This window comes from Streptomyces sp. NBC_00370, assembly GCF_036084755.1.
GTDB lineage: Bacteria > Actinomycetota > Actinomycetes > Streptomycetales > Streptomycetaceae > Streptomyces.
Genome location: NZ_CP107968.1, coordinates 4004878 through 4030544 on the forward strand (window position 1 = coordinate 4004878; position 25667 = coordinate 4030544).

The window sequence follows — 25667 nt, forward strand, 5'->3', positions numbered from 1 at the left end:
AACGCCGCCACTCGTCAAGATTCCGCCACCCGCCGCACCGCCTCGTACAGCCGCAACAGGCCCTAACCCGCCGCCGGGATCTCCCGCAGCACCTCGCCCAGCGTCCGCGCCGCGCGCTCCGCGTCCGCGAACCCCACGTACAGCGGGGTGAAGCCGAACCGCAGCACGTCCGGCCTGCGCAGATCGCCCACCACACCGCGCTCGATGAGCGCCGCCATCACGGCAGGCGCCTCGGCGCAGCGCAGCGCGACCTGGCTGCCGCGCTCCGCGTGCGCGGCCGGGGTCGTCGAACTGACCCTGCCCGCAGGGGCGTACGCCGTCACGCACTCCAGGAAGAAGTCCGTCAGCGCCAGGCTCTTGGCCCGTACGGCGTCGATGCTCACCCCGTCCCACACGTCCAGCGCCGCTTCGAGCGCCAGCATGGACAGGATGTCGGGCGTGCCGACCCGGCCCCGTACGGCGCCTTCGGCGGCCGTGAAGTCCTGCGCCATCGCGAACGGGTCCGCGTGCGAGTTCCAGCCGGGCAGCGGCGAGTCGAACCGCTCCTGGTGGCGCTCGGCGACGTACAGGAAGGCGGGCGAACCGGGTCCGCCGTTGAGGAACTTGTACGTGCAGCCGACCGCGAGGTCCACGCCGTGCTCGTCGAGGCCGACCGGCAGCGCGCCCGCGCTGTGGCACAGGTCCCAGACGGCGAGGCCGCCCGCTTCGTGGACGGCGGCGGTGAGTCCCGGCAAGTCGTGCAGCCGGCCGGTGCGGAAGTCGACGTGGTTGACCAGGACGACGGCCGTACGGGGGCCGAGCGAGCCGGGCAGTTCGGCCGGGTCGACGGGGACGAGCGGCATGCCGGTCATCCGCGCGACCGAGCGCGCGATGTAGCCGTCGGTGGGGAAGGTCGTGGCGTCCACGACGATCTCGTCCCGCGCCGGGTCGGCGGGGTCGAGCAGCCGTACGGCGCCCATCAGCGCCTTGAAGACGTTCACACTGGTCGAGTCACCGACCACGATCCGGCCCTGTCCCGCGCCGACGAGCGGCGCGATACGGTCGCCGATCCGCTCGGGCGCCGTCCACCAGCCGCTCTCGTCCCAGGAGCGGATGCGCAGCTCGCCCCACTGGCGGGTGATGACGTCCTGGACGCGTTCGGGGACGTTCCTCGGCAGCGCGCCGAGGGAGTTGCCGTCGAGGTAGACCGCGTCCGGTTCGAGGGCGAACAGCTTGCGGCAGGAGGCCAGTTCGTCGGCGGCGTCGAGTTCGGCGGCGCGCGCCGCGAGGGCGGGGACGGTCGGAGTGGCAGGGACGGCCGGTACGGCCGCGCGGGGGTCAGACATGGCTGCGCGCCGTCCACAGCTCGGGGAAGACGTTCTTCGTGGCGCGCTTCTCCAGCCAGGCCACCCCGGCGGAGCCGCCGGTGCCGGTCTTGGAGCCCATCGCGCGGCGGGTCGCCACCAGATGGTCGTTGCGCCATCGCCACACCAGCTCACCGACGTCCGTCAACGCCTCTCCCAGTCTGATCAGCTCGGAATGCTGGTCCGGGTCGGCGTACACACCGGCCCAGATCGCCTCGACCTCGGGCGACGGCACGTACTTGAGCGACAGGTCGCGGTCGAGGACAGCGGCGGGCACGGGCAGCCCGCGCCGGGCGAGCAGCCCCAACACCTCGTCGTACACGCTCGGTTCGTGCAGCGCCTTCTCCAACTCGGCGTGCACGCGCGGCGCGCCCCGGTGCGGTACGAGCATGGCCGCCGACTTGTCGCCGAGCAGGAACTCCATCCGCCGGTACATCGCCGACTGGAAGCCGGAACCCTCGCCCAACGAGCTGCGGTACGAGTTGAACTGAGCGGGCGTCAGCTGGCCGAGCGGCTTCCACGAGGCGTTCAGCGCCTCCAGCTCGCGCACGGAGCGCTTGAAGGCGTCGACCGCGACCTGCGTACGGTCCTCGCGCAGCGCGCGCGAGGCGGTCTCCCACTCGTGGACGATGACCGTGAACCACAGCTCCATGACCTGGGTGGTGACGAGGAAGACCATCTCACCGGGGTCGTCGGAGAGCAGATGCTGGAGATGGGTGAGGGTGTCCGCCTGGACGTAGTCCTCGTACGGCGTGGTGCCCGCGAAGTCCAGATTGGGGGTCTCGGGGTCCTGCGGCGTCGGGTCGTGCGGCATGGCTGTCTCCTCGGAATCGCTTCCGGGTAGCGGTCCGCCCCATCCCTTCGGTTTCGGAGCCCCGGTCCCCTGCTTCGCATCATAAAGGCAGGCAGCTCAGCGCGCCGGACCTGTGATGTACGTGCCGTAGTCGTCGTAGGGCCAGGCATTGGCGCGGCATCCGTCGAGGCCCTTGATCTGCTGCATCATCACCGGCGCGAGCTTGCCGGGGCCCGCGCAGCCCAGGTGGTGGCGGATGCCGATCTCGTGGCCGACCTCGTGGTTGATGATCAGGTGGCGGTACTCGGCGGGCGGCCCGTCGAAGGTCGGCGAGCCCTGCGTCCAGCGCCGCAGATTCACCACGACACCGTCCGTCGTCTCACAGTTCAGCTCGCCGCCGGTGTCCAGGCCCTGGGCGAGACAGAGCCGGTCGGCGCCGGCCGGGGTGGCGATCCTGATGGTGAAGTCGGCCCGCGAGGAGACCAGCTGGAAGGTGCCCCGGCCGTGCGCGGCCCAGCTGCGCGGGTCGGCGAGGATGCGCTGGATGTCGGCCGCCGCGGTCTCGGCGGATATCCCGGCGCCCTTCTCGACCTCGACGGAGTAGCGGCGCAGCGGGCCTGAGCCGACCGGGGCGCCGTCCGACCGCGCGGTGACGAAGACCGGCTGCTGTCCGCCGCCCGGCAGCGCGGCATGCGCCCCGCCGCACATGGTGACGACGAGCAGGCACAGCAGGGCGAGCAGCCCGCAGCGGACGGCCTGCGGGCGGCGCACCACGCGCCACCGGCCTGTCCGGGACTCGTTCCCCGCCCCCGACTCGTTCCCCATGCCGGACCTCCCCCTGAACGGACCAAAGGGCCCGCGCCCGTAGGAAAAGACGGGCGGGGCCCTCAATAGGTTGATCGCGCAACCGTTCAGGAACGATCTTTGTCTCGGCCGGTCAGCCCAGGGTGTCGGCGGCGGCGGGCGACGAGTCGCGCAGGAACGTCGCGCAGCGCTCGTACTCCTCCTGCTCGCCGATCGCCTGTGCGGCGCGCGCGAGCGCGTGCAGGGCGCGCAGGAAGCCGCGGTTCGGCTCGTGCTCCCACGGCACCGGGCCGTGGCCCTTCCAGCCGGCCCTGCGCAGCGCGTCGAGCCCGCGGTGGTAGCCGGTCCGCGCGTACGCGTACGACTCGACGACCCGGCCGCCCTCGAACGCGTCGTCGGCGAGCCGTGCCCAGGCCAGTGATGAGGTCGGGTACTTCGCCGCGACGTCGGCGGGCGACGTCCCGTTCGCGAGCAGTTCGCGCGGCTCGGGGTCGTCGGGCAGCTCGGTGGGGGGCGGTCCCCCCAGGAGGTCTTTGTGAATGGCCATGGGCTCTAGTGTCACAGGTCCGGGACCGATTCGCGGCCAGGTCCGCCGGTTGCCCGCGGCTGCCGCACCGGTTCGAGCGGCGGCCCCGCGACCCCGCAGTGGATCCGGCACTCCGGCTCGCTGCGCCCGTGCGGCTCGTCGGGTTCGAGCAGCCGCGTACGTACCGTCGAGAACGCGATCACCGCGCCCACCACCAGCACCCCGGCGCAGATCGGCATCGCCCGGCGGAACGTGTCCCCGAACTCCTTCGCCGAGTGGTACGCCTCGGGGCCCATGCCCGCCAGCAGCGGCAGCGCCGCCACCGCGATCAGACCCGCCGCGCGGGCGGCCGCGTTGTTGACGCCACTGGCAAGACCGGCCCTGCCGGTCTCCACGGACGCGAGGACCGTCGCCGTCAGCGGCGCGACCAGGGTCACCATGCCGACGCCCTGCACCACCAGCGCGGGCAGGACGTCCGCGATGTACGAGGCGTGCTCGCCGACACGCAGCATCAGCAGCATGCCGGTGGCGCACAGCAAAGGACCGACCGTCAGGGGGATACGCGGCCCGATCTTCGAAGCGAGCTGCCCGGAACGCGCCGAGAACAGCAGCATCAGCACGGTCGTCGGCAGCAGCGCCGTACCGGCGCCGAGCGCCGAGTAGCCCACGACGACCTGGAGCTGGAGCGTGACGAGGAAGAAGAACCCGCCGAACGCCGCGTACACGCACAGCGTCACCAGGTTCACCGCGGTGAACTGGCGCGACTTGAAGATGCCGAGCGGCAGCATGGGGTCCGGCCGGCGCTTCTCGACCAGTACGAAGACCGCACCGACCAGCACGCCCAGCACCCCCGACCACCAGACCTTCGCGATCAGCGAGTAGGTGACGAGCCCGAGCGCCGCAGCGGCGAGCACCGCGCCGCCCATGTCGAACCGGCCGTGGTGCGCCGGGTCCCGGGACTCCGGTACGTGCCGCAGCGCGACCGGCACGCACAGGGCGGCCAGCGGCAGATTGATCAGGAACACCCAGCGCCAGCCGGGCCCGTCGACCAGCCACCCGCCGACGAAGGGCCCGATGGCCGCGCCGACACCGCCGAGCCCCGACCAGACGCCGACGGCCCGCGCCCGGTCGTCGGGGTGGAAGCTCGCCTGGATCAGCGCGAGGGACCCTGGAGTGAGCAGCGCGCCGCCGATGCCCTGGAGGGCGCGCGCGACGATCAGCACGCCCACGTTCGGCGCGAGGCCGCACAGCAGCGAGCCGAGCGCGAACCAGACGATGCCGAACACGAACACCCGGCGGCGCCCGTAGCGGTCACCGAGCGAGCCGCCGAGCAGGATGAGCCCGGCCAGCGTGAGCATGTAGGCGTTGACGGTCCACTGCAGCGCCGGCAGATCGGCGTGCAGGTCGTCACCGATGTGCGGCAGCGCGACATTGACGACGGTGGAGTCCAGCAGGGCCATGCTGGAGCCGAGCACCGTCGTGAGGATGACCCAACGGCCCTTGGCCGATGACAGGCGGATATCCATGCGCGCATCATCCCCTTCCTCGCACGGAAAAGGACCCCGTCAGGGCCGGAGCCGCCGCAGGGCCCTGACGAGGGCGTCCATGCCCTGCTCCGCCTTGGCGCGCGGACAGCCCACGTTGAACCGCAGGAAGCCGTCGCAGCCGTAGACCGAGCCCGGCATGATCGCGACCTTCTGCTGCTCGATCAGCTCCCGCTGGAGCGCGTCGTCGTCGATGCCCAGGGGCCGCAGGTCCAGCCAGGCGAGATAGCCGGCCTGCGGCGGCCGCCAGTCCAGCTCGGGGAAGGCCGCGTTCAGCCGCTCGGCGACCATCCGCAGGTTGTCCTCGACGTACGCGTTGAGCGCGTCCAGCCAGGGCGCGCCCTCGCGGTACGCGGCGATGTGCGCGGTCAGGGAGAGGACGGCAGGCGAGGCCAGCCCCTCGCCGGTGTACATACGGCTGAGGAAGGCCGCGTGGTCGTCGGGGTCGCCGATGATGCCGTACGAGCCGCTCAGCGCGGCGAAGTTGAACGACTTCGTGGCGGCCGTGATCAGCGCCCACCGGCCGCTGCCGAACCGGGTCCACGGCAGATGCCGGGTGCCGGGCGGTGCGAAGTCCGGGTGGACGAAGTCGGCGTGGATCTCGTCGCTGACGACGGCTACGCCGTGCGCCGCCGCCAGCTCGGCGAACAGCGTCAGCTCGGCCTCCGTCCACACCCGCCCGGTGGGGTTGTGCGGCGAACAGAGCAGCAGGATCTTGCTGTCGGGGTGGGCGAGTTGCCGCTCCAGGGCGGCCGTGTCACCGACGGGTACGCCGCGCAGCTCGCGGCCGAGCCCGGTCAGCGCCTTGCGGAAACCGTCGTAGGTGGGGGTGTGGACGACGACCCCGTCCCCCGGCCCGGTCCACATCCGCAGCAGCTGCGAGAGCTGGTTGAGCACGGACGGCGCGTACACCACGCGGCTGGTCGCGACGGCGCCGTCGGCGGCGATGTCGGTGCCGTACCGGGTCTTCGACCAGTGCGCGATCGCGGACAGGAAGTCCTCGTTGCGCCAGTCCGTGTAGCCGAACACCCCGTGGGCGACGCGGCGCTGCAACGCGTCGAGCACCTCGGGCGGTGACCGGAAGTCCATGTCGGAGATGGTGAACGGCAGCAGCCCGTCCACACCGAACCGCTCGGCGACGCCGTCCCACTGGACACACCAGGTGCCGTGCCGGTCGACGGGGGTGTCGAAGTCGTAGCCCATGGTGATCCTCCAGCGGACATGGCGCGGGCCCGGCGCCAGAAGGCGCCGGGCCCGGTGTGTCGGGTCTTTGCTCAACTCCCCGGCAGGGGACTTACTTGAGCCGGGTGCCGGTGGAGCGCAGCGCGGCACACGCCTCGGTGACGCGCTTGGCCATGCCGGCCTCGGCCAGCTTGCCCCAGGTGCGCGGGTCGTAGGTCTTCTTGTCGCCGACCTCGCCGTCGACCTTCAGCACACCGTCGTAGTTGCGGAACGCGTGGTCCACGACCGGGCGGGTGAAGGCGTACTGGGTGTCGGTGTCGAGGTTCATCTTCACGACGCCGTTCTCCAGCGCGGTGGCGATCTCCTCGGCCGACGAGCCCGAGCCGCCGTGGAAGACGAAGTCGAACGGCTCGCTGCCGGCCGCCTTGCCGTACTTGGCGCTGACGCCCTCCTGGAGGTCCTTCAGCAGCTCGGGACGGAGCACGACGTTGCCCGGCTTGTAGACACCGTGGACGTTGCCGAAGGAGGCAGCCAGCAGGTAGCGGCCCTTCTCGCCCAGGCCCAGCGCCTCGGCGGTGCGCAGCGCGTCGTCGACCGTCGTGTAGAGCGAGTCGTTGATCTCGTGGCTGACGCCGTCCTCCTCGCCGCCGGTCGGGGTGATCTCGACCTCAAGGATGATCTTGGCGGCGGCGGCCTTGGCGAGCAGTTCCTCACCGATGGCCAGGTTGTCGGCCAGGGTCTCGGCCGAGCCGTCCCACATGTGCGACTGGAAGAGCGGGTTACGGCCGGCCTGGACGCGCTCGGCGGAGATGTCGAGCAGCGGGCGGACATAGCCGTCCAGCTTGTCCTTGGGGCAGTGGTCGGTGTGCAGCGCGACCGTGATGTCGTACTTGGCGGCGACGACATGCGCGAACTCGGCGAGCGCGACGGCGCCGGTCACCATGTCCTTGTTGTACTGCCCGCCGAGGAACTCCGCACCACCCGTGGACATCTGGATGATGCCGTCACTCTCGGCCTCGGCGAAGCCGCGCAGCGCGGCGTGCAGGGTCTGGGACGAAGTCACATTGATGGCCGGGTAGGCGAACTTGCCTGCCTTCGCCCGGTCGAGCATCTCGTTGTAGACCTCGGGGGTTGCGATGGGCATGGGTCGGCTCCTATGCGATCTATGGGTGTGCGGTGCTTGTCCCTGACCTGGGCGGCGACATCATCGTCACCCCCATCTTTCCAGACTCTCGTACGGACACCGACGGGCTCCGGGCTGTTTCACGTGAAACAGCCCGGGCCGTACGAAATGACCAGATCAGCCGAGTCGTCCGGGTCAGCCGAGTCCCAGCTCCTCGACCGAGTACACGTTCACGTACGGCAGTCCCGCCTCCGCGACGGCCGGGGCCGCACCCCGCTCCACGATGACCGCGACCGCCACGACCTCGCCGCCGGCTTCCCGTACGGCCTCGACGGCGGTCAGCGGCGAGCCGCCGGTGGTCGACGTGTCCTCGACGACCAGGCAGCGGCGGCCCTTGACGTCGGTGCCCTCGATCCGGCGCTGCATCCCGTGCGCCTTCTGCGCCTTGCGGACGACGAAGGCGTCCAGCCGCTTCCCGCGGGCGGCCGACGCGTGCAGCATCGAGGTCGCCACGGGGTCGGCGCCCAGCGTCAGACCGCCCACGCAGTCGAAGTCCAGCTCGGCCGTGGCGTCGAGCATGACCTGACCGACCAGCGGAGCGGCGTGGCCGTCCAGCGTGATCCGGCGCAGGTCGATGTACCAGTCGGCCTCAAGCCCGGAGGAGAGGGTCACTTTGCCGTGCACCACGGCGATGTCCTTGATCAGCTGGAGCAGCTCGGCCCGTACGTCAGTCATGGCCCTGAGCTTACGACCCGGGCTCAGAGGCGGCGCCAGCTCCAGGTCGCGGTGATCTCCAGCGGCTCGACGGGGGTGACCAGCCGGGGCAGCGTGTTGAGCCCGTTCGGCGGCCCGGTCTGGGCCTCCACACAGACGGCCTCGTCCTGCTCGTCGTAGAGGACGGCCCACTCCTCGCGGCTGGTCACCTTCAGCTCCAGCCGGCCCGGCCAGGTGAGCGTGACATCGACGCCGTCGGGGAATCCGAAGCAGTCGTCCCACGGGCCCGGGCGCGGGTCGATCCGGCGGCCCGTGGGCAGATGGTCGGCGCCGCGCTCCTCCTGCCAGGCGGCGGTGAAGTCGAGCCGCACCTTCTCGCCCCCGTCACCGAGGTCACGCAGGAACCAGGGGTGCCAGCCGGCCTGGGCGGGGAACGACGTGTCGTACGTCTCCACGCCCATGCCGAGCGTGAGGGAGTCGTCGGTGAGCTGGAAGGTCTGGGTGACCTTGCCGCTGTACGGCCAGGGCTCCGCCAGCTCGTACGTGCAGACCGCCCCGCTCGCGTCCTGCCGCTCGGTGCGCCAGGCGGTGTCGCGTCCGGTGCCGTGAATGGCGTGCGGCGGCGAGTTCAGCGGCATCTGGTGGGTCACCCCGCCGTTGCGGAACTGGCCGTTCCCGATCCGCCCGCACCAGGGCACCATCGGGAAGCAGCCGAACCGCTCGCCTTGGCGCAGCAGTTCGGTGCCGCCGACCCGCAGGCCGCTGATGCGGCAGCCGTTGGCCGGATCGATGGTCAACTCGGCGTCGCCCGCCGTCAGCCGGATGCTCTCTTCGCTGCTCACGCCATGAGGTTACCCGGCTACCTGCGGCGCCTCAGCGCGCGTCCGACCACCACGGCCGAGGCGAGCGCGAGCGCGGCGGCGGGCCCGACCCAGCGGAGGGTGGCGCGGGCGCCGACCGCCTCGGGGGCGGGCACGGGCGCGTAACGGCCGCGCGGCGGCGCGTGATCGACCTCTTCGGCACTGCGGCCGATCATGGTGCGCCGGGCGTGCGCGGCCTCGGCGGGCGGCTCGTCGGAGTCGAACGCCCCGCCGTCGAGGTCGTCGGGGAGGTGGAAGTCGCCCTCGCCCGAGGTGGTCTCGCCGTCGAGGGGCGGCTGGGGCACAGGCGTGTCGAAGACGGAGTCCCGTGGCGCGTCGGGGACTTCGGGGAGGTCAGGGATCTCGCCCGTGACGTCGGGGATCTCACCGGGGATCTCACCGGCGCCGGCCTCGGGAGCAGTCCCGGGCTCGGGGGCGCCGGGCTCGTCCACGTCGTCGGCCGCCGTGCTGTCGGCCGGCGACCCGCCCGCAGCGGGATCGGCTTCGGCGGGCTGCTCCGGTACGGCGCCCGCCGCGGCCACGGGCCCGGCCGCCCCGGCCGTCGACTCCTCCGTCAGCCGTGCGGCGAACCGGTCCAGCAGCCGGCGTCCGGCCGCCTCCGCCTTGTCGGGCGGCAGCTCGGCCAGCCGGCCCTTGGCGTCGGTCTCGCCCCGCAGGGCCAGCAGGGTGCCGCCCTGCTCCGGGGCCTCGGTGGGCCGGATCGTCAGCGTCACCCGGGCGGAGCCCGAGCCGCGCGCCTCCGTGCCCTCACCCACGAGGGAGAACGCCCCGTCCTGCTCCGTGACGGTCAGGGTGCCCCGGTAGGTGATGGTGTGGCCGCCGATACGGACCTTGAGGCGCCCGGCGAACTGCCCCGCCGCATCGTCGGCGTCCTGCTGGAGACCTGGCAGACAGCCGGCGACCCGGGCGGGGTCCCGCAGCGTCTGCCGGAGGATCTCTGCCGGAACCGGAACGAACACCTCATGGTCCATGACAAACGAGCCTACTCAGCCGGTCGCCCCCCGTCAGCCCGTGTAGCGCGGATGCACCAGCGTCGAAGGGGCGAGGCCCGGCACCCGGGTGCGCTCGGCCGCCCTGCCGTCGGCCCGCAGCACAGGGCCCGAGACCGACCGCAGCCGTGGCGCACCCGGCGCGAGACCGAGCGGCGGCGGGTCCTGCGCCTTCGAGGCGAGGATGAATCCCCAGTCGCCCGCGACCGGCCGGCCCGGCTTCGCCCGATCGGGCCCCGCGGCGAACCCGGCGTCACGTCCTGTGGCGCGGTAGGGGCTGGTGCTGAAGCCCGCGGCGCGCAGCGTCGCGTCCACGGTCCAGTACGCCCGTGGCTGGCCGCTGAGCGAGCCTGTGTGGACGGCGAGCCTGCCGCCGGGGGCGAGGACCCGGCTCGCGAGCCCGTAGAACTCCTCCGAGTACAGCTTCGTGCTGGGGGTGATCCCGGGGTTCGGCAGATCCGAGATGATCACGTCGTACCTCTCGTGCCGGTCCTCGCGCAGCCAGGCGAAGGCGTCGGCGCTCACCGGACGCAGCCGCGGATCGCGGTACGCGTGCTCGTTCAGCTCGGTCAGCGCGGGATCCGTACGGGCCAGCCGGACCACGCCGGGGTCCAGCTCGACGACGGTGACCGAACGGACGTCGCCGTAGCGCAGGACCTCGCGGGCGGCGAGTCCGTCACCGCCGCCGAGGATCAGCACGCGCGCGTGCGGCCCGCGCATCGCCGGGTGCACGAGGGCTTCGTGGTACCGGTACTCGTCGCGCCCGCTGACCCGCAGCCGGCCGTCCAGATACAGGTCGAGCGGCCCGCGCCTGCTGCCGGTGAGCACGACCTCCTGGACGTCGGTGTGGACGGCGACCCGCACCCGGTCGCCGTAGACCGCGCGCCGCGCGGCCCGCTCGAAGTCGCCGACGAGGCACATCGCCGCGCCCAGCACGGACAGCACCAGCACGTTGGCGGTGAGCAGCAGCCAGCGCGAGCGGGGCGTCAGATCGCGGCCGAACACCCAGAGCACCAGCGCGCCGCCCGCGACGACATTGACCGCGCCGGTCACCAGCGCGCCGGTCAGCTGGCCGAGCCAGGGCAGCAGCAGGAACGGGAAGGCGAGCCCGCCGACGAGCGCGCCCACGTAGTCGGCGGCGAACAGGTCGGCGACGGTCCCGCCCGGGTCCTGCCGGGAGACCCGCTGGATCAGCGTCATCAGCAGCGGGATCTCGGCGCCGATGAGCACGCCGATGCCCAGGGAGAAGCCGACGAGCGCGATCCGGGACTCGCCCATCCACGCGAAGCTCGCGTAGAGCACGATCGCCGAGCAGCCGCCGAGCAGCGCGAGGGCGGACTCCACCAGGGCGAAGCCGACGGCGGCGCGCGGCCGCAGCCGCTTGGCGAGCAGCGAGCCGATCCCCATCGCGAAGACCATCGTGGAGAGCACGACCGACGCCTGCGTGACGGAATCGCCGATCAGATACGACGCGAGCGCGACCAGCTCCAGCTCGTACACCAGTCCGCACGCGGCGCAGACGAAGACGACCGTGAGGATCAGGAACCGGCCGGCGTCGGCGCGCACGGGCAGCCGCGCCCCGCCTCGGGGCGGCGACCCCCCAGGCTGCTCGACCTGCTCGATCTGCTCGATCATGCCGGTAACGCTACGTCACGATGCACTCGCCGTTTGTCACCCACAAGGGTGTAACTAGAGCATCGCCGGCATACGCGCGCCCAGCCGGGTCCTGGTGACGACGAGCTGACCCTCCTGCGGGTACGCGTGCCAGGTGCGCCACCGCACCCCGCCCGAGCCGTCCTCGTCGCGCTGCGCCAGCATCGCCGTGAAGGCGTACGGCGAGCCGGGGAAGGTGCCGGCGAGCCCGTTCGGGTGGTCGGCGACCAGCGCGAGCAGTTCCTGTGCCCGGCCGGCGAAGGAACCGGCGGAGAGCGTCTCGACGCGGGCGGCGAATTCGTACTCCCATTCGCCGAGTCGCTCGGAGACACCGAGCGGAAGCGGCGTACTGCTGCCGGGGATACAGGCGACGGTCTCCGAACAGGCGCCGCGCCGCTCCTCCAGCAGGACCTGGTGGGAGGCGCCGAGCAGTCTGAGCTGGAGTCTCGCCCCGCTCAGGTCGAGATCGAGGACGGCGAGCGCCGGCAGCGGATCCCGGCCCAACGCCCAGGCCAGATCGGCGGCGCGGGTGTCGGTGTAGGCGGTATTGAGGGTCGTGAGCATGGGTCGGCTCCGCAGACACGCTTGACGGATGGACCGGCGGCATCCCGGAAGGATGAGCGACGAACTAGCGAGGGAACTGTGGGGAGATCGCCTGCTCGGCTCCGCGTGAGGTCCGAGGGCTGGAGGCTCTCAACTGCGAGGGAATCATGAAGTGTGCCGGGCTCACAGCGTTTTTACCCAACTTGACGGGGTTTCCATCCCCTCGGGGGTGGTGCGGTTCATCTGTTCCCCGCCGCCGGCCCCCGACAGGGCGGTGCCCGGCGGAGGTTGACCTCCACCGGGCATCGTTCTCGGCACCGCGGATCAGCTGCCCCGTGTCAGCTGCTTCCGCCGCATCCCCCGCCGCCGCCGCAGGACGAACCGCCCCCGCAGGAGGACGAGCCGCCACCGCAGGAATGACCGCCGCCGCAGGAATGACCACCGGAGTGGCCACCGTGGTGACCGCCCGAATGCCCGCCGGAGCCGGCGTCGTTCTGGGTGTAGTACGTCGCGCCTGCGCCCGACCCACCACCGGCCCACCAGCTCCGGTCACTTGAGCGGCGCTTCGCGCCTTTCCTCATCGGCCTGCGCCGCGAACTGTCGCGACCGCCGAGCTTCGCCACGAATCCGATGAACGCGACCGCGACCAGTACTACCACCAGTCCCAGTGCCATCATCCTCACCGTCCTTCCGTCCCCCCGGAGCGAAGCCCCCGTGACCCCGCCGTACCGGCCCCGTATCGGGCCGGCTTCCTGACTGACTGGGTTGTCCCCAGGGCCCGGCGCACCGAAAGCTGACTTGAGCAACTACAGAGGTTCGGCACAGGATGGCCGCCATGACCGCACGCGATCCGGGACGGCGCCCGCTGCTCAACCGCCGACTCACCGAGTTCGGCACCACGATCTTCGCCGAGATGTCCGCGCTCGCCGTGCGCACCGGGGCGATCAACCTCGGCCAGGGTTTCCCCGACACCGACGGTCCCGAGGAGATCAGGGAGGCGGCGGTACGCGCGCTGCGGGACGGCCGCGGCAACCAGTACCCGCCGGGCCCCGGCGTCCCGGAGCTGCGCGCCGCGATCGCCGACCACCAGCAGCGCCGCTACGACCTGGCCTTCGACCCCGACACCGAGGTCCTGGTCACCGCCGGCGCCACCGAGGCGGTCGCCGCGGCGCTGCTCGCCCTGGTCGAGCCGGGCGACGAGGTCATCGCCCTTGAGCCGTACTACGACTCGTACGCGGCCTGTATCGGCATGGCGGGCGGGGTACGCGTCCCGGTCACGCTGCGCCCCCGCGACGGCGCGTACCACCTGGACCTGGACGAGCTGCGGGACGCGGTCACCGACAACACCCGGCTGATCCTGCTCAACACCCCGCACAACCCGACCGGCACCGTCCTCACCCGCGCCGAACTGGCCGCGATCGCCGAACTCGCCGTCGAACGCGACCTGCTGGTGGTCACGGACGAGGTCTACGAACACCTGGTCTTCGACGGCGAACACGTCCCGATCGCCACCTTCCCGGGCATGCGCGAGCGGACGGTCACCATCAGCTCGGCCGGCAAGACGTTCTCGTTCACCGGCTGGAAGGTCGGCTGGGTGACGAGCACCCCGGAGCTGGTGACGACCGTACGAGCCGCGAAGCAGTTCCTGACGTACGTCTCGGCGGGCCCGTTCCAGTACGCCGTGGCCGAGGCCCTGCGGCTGCCCGACAGCTACTTCGACGACCTGCGCACCGACCTCCGCGCCAAACGCGACCTGCTGTCGGCGGGGCTGACGGCGGCCGGCTTCGACGTCTACCGCCCGGCCGGCACGTACTTCGTCACGACCGACATCCGCCCCCTCGGCGAATCGGACGGCTTCGCCTTCTGCCGCGCCCTCCCGGACCGCTGCGGCGTGGTCGCCGTCCCCAACGCGGTCTTCTACGACCACCGCGACCAGGGCGCCCCCTTCGTCCGCTTCGCCTTCTGCAAACGCACCGACGTCCTGACGGAGGCGGCGACCCGCCTCAAGACGCTCGCGTCCTGAGGCGGCGCACAGGCTGAGGCGGCGCACAGGCTGAGGCGGGGCACGGGCTGAGCCGGCCGCGGGCTGAGCGGAACCGGGCGGAAAAAACCCGGCCGGGGCGCGATCGAAGCGATCGGCGCCCCGGCCGGGCCGTGGTTCCTGGTGGGTCAGACGTCTTCGGGCTTCTCGTCGCCCGGTTCCAGGCCGAACTGCTCCACGAGCCACTTGTCGAACTCGATGGAGGCGCGGACCCAGCTGACCGTGGAGGACACGAAGTGCTCCAGGCTCACGCCCGTGCCGATCAGCATCTGGGCCTCGCCGATGAGGCGGACGGTGGGCGGGCCGTCGCCCTCCTCGTGGACGTGGCTGTAGACCTTGGGCCACAGGGTGCGGCGGTTCCAGTCGTCGATCGCGTCGAGGATCTTGGCCTTGTCGCCCATGGGGTGCGGCCGGTCGTAGAACGTCCGCACGGAGAAGACCTGCTGGTCGTCCTCGCCGCGGAACATGAAGTACGTACGGAATTCCTCCCACGGCGCCGCGAGGTCGCCCTCGTCGTCGACTACGTACTTCAGCTCCATCTGTTCGAGGAGCTGCTTGACCAGATCCTGGTCGGGGACGACGGGGCCCGCCGGTCCTGCAGCCTGCGGTTGGGGCTGGCCCCCGAAATTCGGAATCGAGGACGGGTCGATGCTCACCGAGAATTCCCTTCGTACGGTTCCTGCCATCCTCCCCCATCGCGGGCGGGGAGTGGCAAGCCCGGTCGGCGCCGCTCGGCTGTGGGCCGGGGCAGGGACAGTCTCCCGTCGCCTGCCCAGGCCCACCCGGAGCATGCGGCCCGTGTCGGACCGTGTCGGTCCGCGCTCGCCGCCGCCGCCGTCAGAGCGTCTTCGGAGGCCCCTCGACCGGGGCGTCCGGCGATGCCACCGCCGTTGTCGGGCCGACGATCAGGCCGTCGTCGAAGCGGTCCACCCGGACCGTGTCGCCGTCCTTGATCTCGCCCGCCAGGATCTCCTTCGCCAGCTGGTCGCCGATCGCCGTCTGGATCAGCCGGCGCAGCGGCCGCGCGCCGTACGCCGGGTCCATGCCCTCCACGGCCAGCCAGGACAGCGCGTCCGGGGTGACGTCCAGGGTGAGCCTGCGTTCGGCCAGGCGCTTGGCGAGCCGGTCGATCTGGAGCCTGGCGATCTCGGCCAGCTCGTCCTTGGCCAGCGCGGAGAAGACCACCAGGTCGTCCAGGCGGTTCAGGAACTCCGGCTTGAAGGACGACCGGACCAGTTCGAGCACCTGCTGCTTCTTCGTCTCCTCCGACGGCAGCGGATCGACCAGGTACTGGCTGCCGAGGTTCGACGTCAGGACCAGGATCGTGTTGCGGAAGTCGACCGTGCGGCCCTGTCCGTCGGTGAGCCGGCCGTCGTCCAGCACCTGGAGCAGGACGTCGAAGACCTCGGGGTGGGCCTTCTCGACCTCGTCCAGCAGGACGACGGAGTACGGGCGGCGCCGGACGGCCTCGGTGAGCTGGCCGCCCTCCTCGTACCCGACGTAGCCGGGAGGCGCCCCGACGAGCCGGGCCACCGAGTGCTTCTCGCCGTACTCGCTCATGTCGATACGGACCATGGCCCGCTCGTCGTCGAAGAGGAAGTCGGCGAGAGCCTTGGCCAGTTCGGTCTTGCCGACACCGGTCGGGCCGAGGAAGAGGAACGAGCCGGTGGGGCGGTCCGGGTCGGCGATGCCGGCGCGGGTGCGGCGTACGGCGTCGGAGACGGCCTGTACGGCCTCGGTCTGGCCGATCAGCCGCTTGCCCAGCTCCTGCTCCATCCGCAGCAGCTTCTGCGTCTCGCCCTCCAACAGCCGGCCGGCCGGGATCCCGGTCCAGGCGCCGACCACGTCAGCGATGTCGTCCGGGCCGACCTCCTCCTTGACCATGGTGTCCAGAGCAGCTTCCTGCTCCGCCTCCGCCGCCTCCTCCAACTCGCGCTCCAGGCCGGGGATCTCCCCGTACAGCAGCTTGGAAGCGGTGTCGAAGTCGCCGTCGCGCTGGGCGCGTTCGGCCTGGCCGCGCAGGTCGTCGAGCTGTTCCTTCAGCTCACCGACCCGGTTGAGGCCTTCCTTCTCCTTCTCCCAGCGGGCGTTGAGGCCGCGCAGCTCCTCCTCGCGGTCGGCGAGGTCGCGGCGCAGCTTCTCCAGCCGCTGCTTGGAGGCGGGGTCCGACTCGTTCTTGAGGGCCAGCTCCTCCATCCGCAGCCGGTCGACGGAGCGCTGCAGCTCGTCGATCTCCAGCGGGGACGAGTCGATCTCCATCCGCAGCCGGGACGCCGCCTCGTCGACCAGGTCGATGGCCTTGTCGGGCAGGAAGCGCGAGGTGATGTACCGGTCGGACAGCGCGGCGGCCGCGACCAGCGAGGCGTCCGCGATCTGCACCTTGTGGTGGGCCTCGTAGCGGCCCTTGAGCCCGCGCAGGATGGCGATGGTGTCCTCGACGCTCGGCTCGGCGACCAGCACCTGCTGGAAGCGCCGCTCCAGCGCCGCGTCCTTCTCGATCCGCTCGCGGTACTCGTCCAGCGTGGTCGCGCCGACCATCCGCAGCTCGCCACGGGCCAGCATCGGCTTGAGCATGTTCCCCGCGTCCATGGCGGAGTCACCGCCCGCGCCCGCGCCGACGACGGTGTGCAGCTCGTCGATGAAGGTGATGACCTGCCCGTCGCTCTCCTTGATCTCGGAGAGGACGGTCTTCAGCCGCTCCTCGAACTCGCCCCGGTACTTGGCGCCGGCGACCATCGCGCCGAGGTCGAGCGAGACCAGCCGCTTGTTCTTCAGCGACTCCGGCACGTCGCCCTTCACGATGCGCTGCGCCAGCCCCTCGACGACGGCCGTCTTGCCGACGCCGGGCTCGCCGATCAGCACCGGGTTGTTCTTCGTACGGCGTGACAGCACCTGCACCACGCGCCGGATCTCGTGGTCCCGGCCGATGACCGGGTCGAGCTTGCCCTCGCGGGCGGCGGCGGTGAAATCGGTGCCGAACTTCTCCAGAGCCTTGTACTGACCCTCCGGGTCGGGTGTGCTCACCCGGCGCCCTCCCCTTGCCTTCTCGAACGCGTCCAGCAGTTTCCTGGCCGAGGCACCCTGCTGATCCAGCAGTTCCCCGGCGCGGCCGCCCTTGGCGGCGATCCCGATGAGCAGATGCTCGGTGGAGAGATATTCGTCCCCCAGCTCCTTCGCGCGCCGCGCGGCGTCCGCGACGACAGCCAGCGTCTCGCGGTCGGGCTGCGGGGGCGCGACGGTGGAGCCGGTCACGCTGGGCTGTCCGGCCAGCAGCCGTTCCGCCCCTGACCGTACAGCGGCCAGGTCGGCATCGACCGCCGCCAGCAGGTCGATGATGTTCTCGTTGTCCTGCCCTTCGAGCAGGGCGAGCAGCAGATGTGCTGGGGTCAGATCGGGGTGTCCGGCCGCTACGGCGCGGCTGGTGGCCGCATTGATCGCGTCCCGGCTCCTGTTGGTCAGCTCGGCGTCCACGTGCGCTCTCTCCTCCTTGCGCGGATCTCCACTGGGTCTGACAGTGTCAGCGTGCGCAAAGTTGAGTCTATTCCACTCAAGCCTGAAACGGCGGCCTTCCCCGCCTACGATTTGCCGCATGTCCGACGACCAGCGCGAACCCAGCCGCGAGCAGCGCCGCGAACACAGCCCGGAGTTCCTCGCCTTCTGGCGCGAGCGCCATGTCTGCACCCTGACGACCGCCCGCCCCGACGGCACCCCGCACCTGGTCCCGGTGGGCGTCACGTACGACCACGGGACGGGGATCGCGCGCGTCATCGCGAACAAGCACAGCAAGAAGGTCCGCAACGTACTGGCGGCCCAGTCGGCGGCCGGCGGCGCGCGGGTCGCCGTGTGCCAGGCCGAGGGACGCCGCTGGTCGACGCTTGAGGGGCGCGCGACGGTACGCGCGGAGGCCGAGGCCGTCGCCGAGGCGGAGGGCCGTTACGCGGCCCGCTACGGGCGCACGCCCTCGCCCAACCCGGACCGGGTGGTCATCGAGATCGCCGTCGACCGGACGCTGGGCCGCGGCTGAAACCGGCCACCGAGCGGGAGCCGGGCCGCGCGTCGGACCGGGCCCTGAACGCGGACAGCACAACGGCGCCATCGTGTTTCAGGTCCACGATGGCGCCGTTGTGTGGGGGAAGCGCCTGAACGATCTTGAACGACGGGGGAATCGTTCAGGCACTGCGGGGGGTGGCCGTGTTGGTTTGTGGCTCGACCAGCTGGTGGTCACGCTGGTCGAGGTTGACGAAGATCATGTCGTACCTGATGACACACCGCACCGGTTGCGGCGCGCCCCGCGGCCTTCTCAGGAGGCGGTAGGCACGTACCTCTTCGTCCTCTTCGCGTACGACGACGATCGGTTCGCCGAAGAGGGTGACCGTCACCGATTCGCCGCGGTGTGAGATCGCGGTGACGAGATCGATGAAGTGCCATCCGGAGCGATAGGCGGTAGCCATCTCGCGCCGGAGGACCCGGTCATCCGACGGGACGTTCATGCGACTACGTCTGCCGGGGTGGTGTCCCACCCCATGTCGGGCGGGGTGACAGGCGCGACATCGGCGGGGGTGGTGTCCCAGCCCATGTCCGGCGGCGTCACGGGCTCGGCGCCGACAGCGCGGCGACCCCATCCCATGTCCGCCACGCCCAGTGTCGAGACCGTTCCGGACACGTGCGTCTGCTCCGCCGCGACCCGGACACCGGCCGGAGCGCTGCCCCAGCCCATGTCGAGCGCGCTCAGTCCGCCCAGTGCCACCGGGGCGGCAAAGGCGACGACCAGCGCCGAACGAAGCAATCTCCTGCCCATAACGGCTACGTCCTCACTAAGTAGTTCCTCTCCCCGTCCGTCACGACAATGACTCATTGGTAGACCCCAACGCCACAGGAGCGATGCATCATGTTCCTGCAGGTACAGCAACCTGAGGGGTGGAGAATTGAGTACGACTTACTCAAATGAGACACATCGGCACGCTCTTACGGAACTGTGTGCCGAGGGGACACGGATCTACACCCAGGCTCTGCGCTCCGGACGTATCGGTAGGCACGAGGTCGAATCGGCTCCTTGCCTGATCGATTTCGCCCTGTTGCACCCGGATCCCGACGACCCCGACTGGCTGCGTCCGGTCGCTCCCGCCACCGCACTGGCGCAGCGGCTGCACCCCATCGAACGGGAGATACAGGAGCGCCGCCGGCAGACCGTCGACCTCGCTGACTCCTTCGAGCAGTTCATCGTCCTCAGCGCGCAGGCACCGCCCAACATCCACGCCATCACGGTGCTCGAAGGGTCCAACCGCATCAACAACGCGCTCGATGTGGCCGCCGCCGAGAGCAGGACGGAAGTGCTGACCATCCAGCCGGGCGGCGGGCGCAGCGAGAACGTCCTCAGCCAGGCGATAGCGCGGCAGAAGCCGCTGGTCGACCGGGGCATCAGCATGCGCACGCTGTACCAGCACACGGTGCGCTACACCCAGTCCACCTTCGCCTACGTCGAGCACATGGCCGGTACGAAGGTGGAGATACGCACGCTCGAACAGCTCGTGGAGCGGCTGATCATCTGCGACGACACCGTGGCCTTCATCCCGGCCCGCAACGACAACACGGTCGCGCTCGAACTGCGCCACCCCGGTCTGGTGTCGTATCTCACCAAGGTCTTCGAGCACCTGTGGCAGCGCGCCACCCCACTGCTCGAACCCATCGCGTCCGCCCCCGACCCCGAGGGCATCACCGACGTCCAGCGGTCCATCGCCAAGCTGCTCATCGAGGGCCTGGTCGACGAGACGATCGCCCGGCGGCTCGGCATGAACGTCCGCACCTGCCGTGCGCACATCGCGAAGCTCGCGGCCTCGCTCGGCAGCGGCAGCCGCGCACAACTCGGTTTCCTGATAGCGCAGTCGGGGATCCTTGACGAGAAGAACTGAGGGCGGTGCCGGCGGGTGCCACCGGGGGCTGACCCGTTTCACGGGGAGCTACGCTTCACGACCGGCGACCCGACGGCAAGACGGCGGACGCTTCGCACGTCAGAAGTTCCGGTTTTGGAAGGTGGGGACGACGGCGGATGGCGCGAGAGGCCGAACCCGCGCGAGACAGCCTGCTGCCGCTCGCGGCACGGGAGTTGTACGCGCGCCTGGCGGCCGGTGAGGACGTACCGCCCGACGCCGAGGGCCTGGCGAGCCTGCACCGCCGCGGACTCGCCCGTACGGACCCGGCGAGCGGCCACGTCAGCGTGCTCGACCTGGACGACGTGGAGCAGCGGCTGCGCGGATCCGTCCGGGACGCCCTGACCCACTCCGTCGGGCTCGTCGCCGAACTGCACACCGCCGTGGACGACTTGCGCGCACGCCATGCCGCGGCCCGCCCGGGTGCCGCTCCTTCGCCCGGCGCACTCTTCGTGGAGGGCAAGGACGCCGTCAACCGGTCCATAGCCGCCGCCTGCGACAGCGCGCGGGAGGAAATGCTCTGCGCCCAGCCGGGGCCGCGTACGCGCCGTTCCCTGGCTCTGGCCGAGGGCCGGGACACCGAGCTGCTGGAGCGCGGCGTGTCGGTCCGCACGCTCTACCGCGCGAGCAACAAGACCAACCCCGCCGTGCATGAGCGGGTGAGGACGATGCGGCCGAAGGGCGGCCAGTTCCGCACGCTGGCCAGCCCGTTCCTGCTGATGATCATCTTCGACCGCCGACTGGCCTTCCTGGTGGACCGGCTGGAGGGCCGCCCGGCCGCCGACGGCGCCTGGCAGGTGCGCGACCCGGCCGTCTGCGCCTTCCTCGCCGATGTCTTCGAGCAGCAGTGGGTACGGGCCGACGAGTGGCTGACGCCGGCGCCGTCCGGCGCCCCCGTGGTCAGCACGCAGCTCCAGCGCGCCATCCTGCGCGAGCTGTGCGCGGGACACGACCAGCAGCAGATCGCCAAGACCCTGGGCTACAGCGCCCGTACGGTCAACGCCCATCTGACGGACCTGCGCGGGCGGTTGGGCTTCCGCACCGTCTACCAGCTCACCCACTGGTGGGCGACGTGCGAGGAACGCGAACTGGACTGAGCCCCGCCAGGTGGTGGCGGGGCCCGGTCCAGCAGCTCGGTGCGTATCCGCAAGCGCGGCTCAGTCGGTGGGCCGCTTCGGGCGCCACACCACCAGCGCCGACGCCGACTGGACGTCCTGGTACGGCACGAGGTCACGGCGGTACGACGCGTGCACCTGCGCCTCACGCTGCTGCATCGCGGCGGCGGCGCCGTCCACGGCGGCGGCCAGCTCGGCGACCCTGGCCTGCAGCGCGGCGACCTGGTTCTCCAGCTCGATGATGCGCTTGATGCCGGCGAGGTTGATGCCCTCGTCCTGCGACAGCTGCTGCACCTGGCGGAGCAGCTCGATGTCGCGGGCCGAGTAACGCCGGCCCCGGCCCGCCGTGCGGTCAGGGGAGACCAGGCCGAGCCGGTCGTACTGCCTGAGTGTCTGCGGGTGCAGACCGGAGAGCTGGGCCGCCACCGAGATGACGTACACCGGCGTCTCCTCGGTCAGTTCGTAGGCCCTCGTGAACGCCGAGGGCCGGCTGCGCCGACCGTCCCTGTCCATGACGTCATGCTCCCTTCGCGGCCTGGAACAACTCCGCCCGCGGGTCCTCGTCTCCGGTCGCCTTCCGATAGGCCTCGAGCGCGTCGCGTGCCTGCGTCCCGAGATCCTTGGGGACGACCACCTCGACGGTGACCAGCAGGTCGCCGCGCGTGCCGTCCTTACGTACCGCACCCTTGCCACGGGCGCGCATGGTCCGGCCGTTGGGGGTGCCGGCCGGGAGCTTCAGGGTCACGGCGGGACCGCCCAGGGTCGGCACCTTCACCTCGCCGCCGAGCGCCGCCTCCGAGAAGGTGACGGGCACGGTGACGGTGAGGTTGTCGCCCTTGCGGCCGAACACCGGGTGGGCGTGCACATGCACGACCACGTACAGATCGCCGGCCGGGCCGCCCCGCTCGCCGGGAGTGCCCTTGCCGCGCAGCCTGATCCGCTGCCCGTCACTGACGCCCGCCGGGATACGGACCTGGATGGACCGCGACGACTTGGCGCGCCCGCTGCCCTTGCAGACCTCGCAGGGGTCCTGGGCGATGAGCCCGCGGCCCTTGCAGTCCACGCACGGGTCGGTCAGCGAGAATCCGCCGCCGGTGCCGCGCGAGACCTGGCCGGTGCCGACACAGGTCGGGCAGACCCTGGGTGTGCCGTTCTTGTCGCCGGTGCCCGAACACGCCTTGCAGGGCGCCTGGCTGGACATCCGCAGCGGGACCGTGGACCCGTCGACCGCCTCGGTGAAGCTGAGCGTCACCTCGGACTCGATGTCCTGGCCGCGGCGCGGCTGCGTACGCGTGCCCGCGCCGCCCCTGTTGAACAGACCGCCGAACACGTCCCCGAGGCCGCCGCCGAAACCGCCGGCGCCGCCGGGCTGCTGTCCGCCACCGCCCTGGGGGCCGCCTCCGAAGAGGTCCCCCAGGTCGAAGTTGAACGAACCGCCGCCCGCGCCGGGGCCCGGCCGGAAGCCGCCGTTGCCGAACAGGGCGCGCGCCTCGTCGTACTCCTTGCGGCGCTTCGCGTCGCCCAGTACGTCGTTGGCCTCGGAGATCTCCTTGAAGCGGTCCTCGGCCTTGGCGTCGCCCTTGTTGGCGTCCGGGTGGAACTCGCGGGCGAGCTTCCGGTACGCCTTCTTGATCTCGGCCTCTGTGGCGTCCTTGGGGACGCCGAGAACCTTGTAGTAGTCCTTCTCCACGAAGTCCTTCGTGCTCATTCCCGACGTCCCTCCTCTCCGCCTGTCACTGCTGTCACTGCCGCGTCAGCCCTCGTCCGGGCCACCGCTCTCCTTGCTGTCGACGTCACCGGCCGGGTTGCCCTGCTCGTCGGCCGCCTTGGCCTGCGCCCCCGGCTGGGGCTCCGCCACCGCGACCCGCGCGGGCCTGATGGTCCGCTCGCCGAACCGGTACCCAGGCTGCAGGATCGCGACGCACGTCGTCTCCGTGACATCCGGCGCATACGAGTGCATCAGTGCCTCGTGGATCGTCGGGTCGAAGGGCTCGCCCTCCTTGCCGAACGTCTGCAGTCCGAGCTTGGCCGCCACGTTCTCCAGCGACTCACCGACGGACTTGAAGCCGCCGACGAGCTCGTCATGGTCACGTGCCCGGCCGATGTCGTCGAGTACGGGGAGGAGTTCGGTCAGCAGATTCGCGATGGCGATCTCCTTGACCTGGATCCGGTCCCGCTCCACCCGACGGCGGTAGTTCTGGTACTCCGCCTGGAGCCGCTGGAGGTCCGCCGTGCGCTCACCGAGCGCCATCCGGGCCTGATCCAGCTGAGCTGTCAGAGCGATCTGCTGTGCTGCGTCCCCGGCCGGGGCCGCCGGGCCCGGCTCCTTGTCGGAGTCCGGCTCGGCGGCGTGCGGCGTGGCGTCATCCGAGGAGGCGCCGGAGGGGACGTCGGGCTTCTCGTCGAAGCCCGGAGTCTCCTCGGTCACGCCGCCCCACCCTTCGTGTCACGCTCGTCGTCGACGATCTCGGCGTCGACCACGTCGTCGTCCTGCTTGGCCTGCTGCTCGGTGCCGCCGTCGGCCGGGGCCTCCGTGGCGCCGTCCGCCTGCGCGTTGGCGTACATGGCCTGGCCGAGCTTCTGCGAGACGGCGGCGACCTTCTCGGTCGACGTACGGATCTCGGCGGTGTCCTCGCCCTTGAGCTTTTCCTTCAGCTCGGCGATGGACTCCTCGACCTCGGTCTTCACGTCACCGGGGACCTTGTCCTCGTTGTCCTTGAGGAACTTCTCCGTCTGGTAGACGAGCTGCTCGGCCTGGTTGCGCGTCTCGGCGGACTCGCGGCGCTTGTGGTCCTCGTCCGCGTACTGCTCCGCCTCCTGGCGCATCCGGTCGACCTCGTCCTTCGGCAGCGAGGAGCCGCCGGTGACGGTCATCTTCTGCTCCTTGCCGGTGCCGAGGTCCTTCGCGCCGACGTGCATGATGCCGTTGGCGTCGATGTCGAAGGTGACCTCGATCTGCGGCACGCCGCGCGGGGCCGGCGGCAGCCCGGTCAGCTCGAACATCCCGAGCTTCTTGTTGTACGCCGCGATCTCGCGCTCGCCCTGGTAGACCTGGATCTGCACCGACGGCTGGTTGTCCTCGGCCGTCGTGAAGATCTCGGAGCGCTTCGTCGGGATCGTGGTGTTGCGCTCGATGAGCTTGGTCATGATGCCGCCCTTGGTCTCGATACCCAGGGACAGCGGGGTCACGTCGAGGAGCAGGACGTCCTTGACCTCACCCTTGAGCACACCGGCCTGGAGCGCGGCACCGATGGCCACGACCTCGTCCGGGTTGACGCCCTTGTTGGCGTCACGGCCGCCGGTGAGCTCCTTGACGAGCTCGGCCACGGCCGGCATACGGGTCGAACCGCCGACCAGGACCACGTGGTCGATCTCGGACAGCTGGATGCCGGCGTCCTTGATGACGTTGTGGAACGGGGTCTTGCAGCGGTCCAGCAGGTCGGAGGTGAGCTGCTGGAACTGCGAGCGGGTGACCTTCTCGTCGAGGTGCAGGGGACCCTCGGCGGACGCCGTGATGTACGGCAGGTTGATCGTGGTCTCCGTCGAGGACGACAGCTCGATCTTCGCCTTCTCCGCGGCCTCGCGGAGACGCTGGAGAGCCATCTTGTCCTTGGACAGGTCCACGCCGTGTCCGTTGGCGAACTGCTTCACCAGGTAGTCGACGACGCGCTGGTCCCAGTCGTCACCACCGAGGTGGTTGTCACCGTTGGTGGCCTTCACCTCGACGACGCCGTCACCGATCTCCAGCAGCGACACGTCGAAGGTGCCGCCACCGAGGTCGAAGACCAGGATCGTCTGGTCGTCCTTGTCCAGGCCGTAGGCCAGGGCGGCCGCCGTCGGCTCGTTGACAATACGCAGGACGTTCAGGCCCGCGATCTCACCGGCCTCCTTCGTCGCCTGGCGCTCGGAGTCGTTGAAGTACGCCGGGACGGTGATCACCGCGTCGGTGACCTTCTCCCCCAGGTACGACTCCGCGTCCCGCTTCAGCTTCTGCAGCACGAATGCCGAGATCTGCTGCGGGTTGAAGTCCTTGCCGTCGAGGTTGATCTTCCAGTCGGTGCCCATGTGGCGCTTGACCGACCGGATGGTCCTGTCGACGTTCGTGACTGCCTGGCGCTTGGCGACCTCGCCGACGAGCACCTCGCCGTTCTTGGCGAAGGCGACGACGGACGGCGTGGTCCTGGCGCCCTCGGCGTTGGTGATGACGGTGGGCTCGCCGCCTTCGAGAACGCTGACGACGGAGTTAGTCGTGCCCAGGTCGATGCCGACCGCACGTGCCATTTCGATTCCTCCAGCTGACTTGAGTGGAACAGGCTCAAGGATGCATGACAGATCCATGAGAGTCAAAGGACATGAGCCAAGGTGGCTCAACTATTGTGCCGCCACCCCGCGCCGCAGGAGCTGACCTGGCCTGACACGGCCCCGGAATGGCCGCTAACCCGGGCCGAGCCGTATCGCCGTGCGATCGTTCTATGACAAGTCCGACGAA

The 25667-nt window shown here is 70.8% G+C and carries 24 protein-coding genes; 4 read left to right on the plus strand and 20 right to left on the minus strand.

Going from position 1 to position 25667, the window contains the following annotated elements:
• Nucleotides 1–62: 62 nt before the first annotated feature.
• From kynU to OHS57_RS17885, 12 genes are all read right to left on the minus strand, one after another.
• On the minus strand, nt 63–1325 hold the full coding sequence (gene kynU, locus OHS57_RS17830) for a kynureninase (RefSeq protein WP_328582610.1): 1263 nt from the start codon (nt 1323–1325) through the stop codon (nt 63–65).
• Complete coding sequence (locus tag OHS57_RS17835; RefSeq protein WP_041987821.1) at nt 1318–2157, minus strand: tryptophan 2,3-dioxygenase family protein; 840 nt, start codon at nt 2155–2157, stop codon at nt 1318–1320. Before OHS57_RS17835 ends, kynU begins: the two co-directional genes overlap by 8 nt.
• A 96-nt stretch (nt 2158–2253) precedes the next feature.
• Complete coding sequence (locus OHS57_RS17840; protein ID WP_328582611.1) at nt 2254–2961, minus strand: DUF3152 domain-containing protein; 708 nt, start codon at nt 2959–2961, stop codon at nt 2254–2256.
• A 112-nt stretch (nt 2962–3073) separates the two neighbouring features.
• Complete coding sequence (locus OHS57_RS17845; RefSeq protein WP_041987819.1) at nt 3074–3487, minus strand: DUF3151 domain-containing protein; 414 nt, start codon at nt 3485–3487, stop codon at nt 3074–3076.
• Nucleotides 3488–3498: 11 nt separating this feature from the next.
• Complete coding sequence (locus tag OHS57_RS17850) at nt 3499–4992, minus strand: MFS transporter (protein WP_041987817.1); 1494 nt, start codon at nt 4990–4992, stop codon at nt 3499–3501.
• A 39-nt stretch (nt 4993–5031) separates the two neighbouring features.
• A complete protein-coding gene (locus tag OHS57_RS17855; protein WP_328582612.1) occupies nt 5032–6213 on the minus strand; it encodes a MalY/PatB family protein in 1182 nt (393 codons plus the stop codon).
• Nucleotides 6214–6304: 91 nt separating this feature from the next.
• Nucleotides 6305–7336, minus strand: a complete 1032-nt coding sequence (fbaA, locus tag OHS57_RS17860) for a class II fructose-bisphosphate aldolase (RefSeq protein WP_041987814.1) — start codon at nt 7334–7336, stop codon at nt 6305–6307.
• A 174-nt stretch (nt 7337–7510) separates the two neighbouring features.
• Complete coding sequence (gene pyrE, locus OHS57_RS17865; protein ID WP_041987812.1) at nt 7511–8050, minus strand: orotate phosphoribosyltransferase; 540 nt, start codon at nt 8048–8050, stop codon at nt 7511–7513.
• Between the two features lie 23 nt (nt 8051–8073).
• Nucleotides 8074–8871 (minus strand): aldose epimerase family protein, encoded by a 798-nt coding sequence (locus OHS57_RS17870; RefSeq protein ID WP_041987809.1) that lies wholly within the window; start codon nt 8869–8871, stop codon nt 8074–8076.
• A gap of 17 nt (nt 8872–8888) precedes the next feature.
• Complete coding sequence (locus OHS57_RS17875) at nt 8889–9881, minus strand: SRPBCC domain-containing protein (RefSeq protein ID WP_328582613.1); 993 nt, start codon at nt 9879–9881, stop codon at nt 8889–8891.
• A gap of 33 nt (nt 9882–9914) precedes the next feature.
• Nucleotides 9915–11534: a polyamine aminopropyltransferase gene (locus OHS57_RS17880; protein WP_328582614.1), complete on the minus strand. Its 1620-nt coding sequence runs from the start codon at nt 11532–11534 to the stop codon at nt 9915–9917.
• Nucleotides 11535–11588: 54 nt separating this feature from the next.
• Nucleotides 11589–12116 carry a DUF2617 family protein gene (locus tag OHS57_RS17885; RefSeq protein ID WP_041987806.1) on the minus strand — a complete coding sequence of 176 codons (528 nt, stop codon included), beginning with the start codon at nt 12114–12116 and terminating at the stop codon, nt 11589–11591.
• A gap of 814 nt (nt 12117–12930) precedes the next feature.
• Here OHS57_RS17885 and OHS57_RS17890 point away from each other — a divergent pair.
• Nucleotides 12931–14118, plus strand: a complete 1188-nt coding sequence (locus OHS57_RS17890) for a pyridoxal phosphate-dependent aminotransferase (RefSeq protein WP_328582615.1) — start codon at nt 12931–12933, stop codon at nt 14116–14118.
• 146 nt (nt 14119–14264) lie between these two features.
• Here OHS57_RS17890 and OHS57_RS17895 read toward each other — a convergent pair whose 3' ends face one another.
• Nucleotides 14265–14792 (minus strand): YbjN domain-containing protein, encoded by a 528-nt coding sequence (locus OHS57_RS17895; RefSeq protein WP_041987803.1) that lies wholly within the window; start codon nt 14790–14792, stop codon nt 14265–14267.
• 181 nt (nt 14793–14973) lie between these two features.
• Complete coding sequence (gene clpB, locus OHS57_RS17900; protein WP_328582616.1) at nt 14974–17607, minus strand: ATP-dependent chaperone ClpB; 2634 nt, start codon at nt 17605–17607, stop codon at nt 14974–14976.
• 118 nt (nt 17608–17725) lie between these two features.
• Between clpB and OHS57_RS17905 the strand changes: the two genes are divergently transcribed.
• Nucleotides 17726–18160: a pyridoxamine 5'-phosphate oxidase family protein gene (locus OHS57_RS17905; RefSeq protein WP_041987800.1), complete on the plus strand. Its 435-nt coding sequence runs from the start codon at nt 17726–17728 to the stop codon at nt 18158–18160.
• Between the two features lie 145 nt (nt 18161–18305).
• Here the strand turns inward: OHS57_RS17905 and OHS57_RS17910 are convergent, their stop codons facing one another.
• A complete protein-coding gene (locus OHS57_RS17910; RefSeq protein ID WP_041987799.1) occupies nt 18306–18626 on the minus strand; it encodes a hypothetical protein in 321 nt (106 codons plus the stop codon).
• Entirely contained in the window at nt 18623–18934 is a 312-nt protein-coding gene (locus OHS57_RS17915; RefSeq protein ID WP_041987798.1) for a hypothetical protein, read from the minus strand. The genes OHS57_RS17910 and OHS57_RS17915 overlap by 4 nt, the downstream gene beginning before the upstream one ends.
• Nucleotides 18935–19061: 127 nt before the next feature.
• Here OHS57_RS17915 and OHS57_RS17920 point away from each other — a divergent pair, with 127 nt between their 5' ends.
• Both OHS57_RS17920 and OHS57_RS17925 read left to right on the plus strand, forming a co-directional pair.
• A complete protein-coding gene (locus tag OHS57_RS17920; protein ID WP_078863554.1) occupies nt 19062–20045 on the plus strand; it encodes a helix-turn-helix transcriptional regulator in 984 nt (327 codons plus the stop codon).
• Nucleotides 20046–20182: 137 nt separating this feature from the next.
• Nucleotides 20183–21160, plus strand: coding sequence for a helix-turn-helix transcriptional regulator (locus OHS57_RS17925; RefSeq protein ID WP_041987797.1), 978 nt, complete (start codon nt 20183–20185; stop codon nt 21158–21160).
• A gap of 60 nt (nt 21161–21220) precedes the next feature.
• On the opposite strand, the gene OHS57_RS17930 is transcribed toward OHS57_RS17925, so the two are convergent.
• The 4 genes from OHS57_RS17930 to dnaK are packed head-to-tail and all read right to left on the minus strand — an operon-like array spanning nt 21221 to nt 25459.
• Nucleotides 21221–21691: a heat shock protein transcriptional repressor HspR gene (locus OHS57_RS17930; RefSeq protein ID WP_041987794.1), complete on the minus strand. Its 471-nt coding sequence runs from the start codon at nt 21689–21691 to the stop codon at nt 21221–21223.
• 4 nt (nt 21692–21695) lie between these two features.
• A complete protein-coding gene (gene dnaJ, locus OHS57_RS17935) occupies nt 21696–22886 on the minus strand; it encodes a molecular chaperone DnaJ (RefSeq protein ID WP_328582617.1) in 1191 nt (396 codons plus the stop codon).
• A gap of 45 nt (nt 22887–22931) precedes the next feature.
• The gene (grpE, locus tag OHS57_RS17940) at nt 22932–23606 is read right to left on the minus strand and encodes a nucleotide exchange factor GrpE (RefSeq protein ID WP_041987788.1); all 675 of its coding nucleotides are present in this window, start codon (nt 23604–23606) and stop codon (nt 22932–22934) included.
• Nucleotides 23603–25459, minus strand: coding sequence for a molecular chaperone DnaK (dnaK, locus tag OHS57_RS17945; protein WP_041987787.1), 1857 nt, complete (start codon nt 25457–25459; stop codon nt 23603–23605). The genes grpE and dnaK overlap by 4 nt, the downstream gene beginning before the upstream one ends.
• Between the last annotated feature and the right edge of the window lie 208 nt (nt 25460–25667).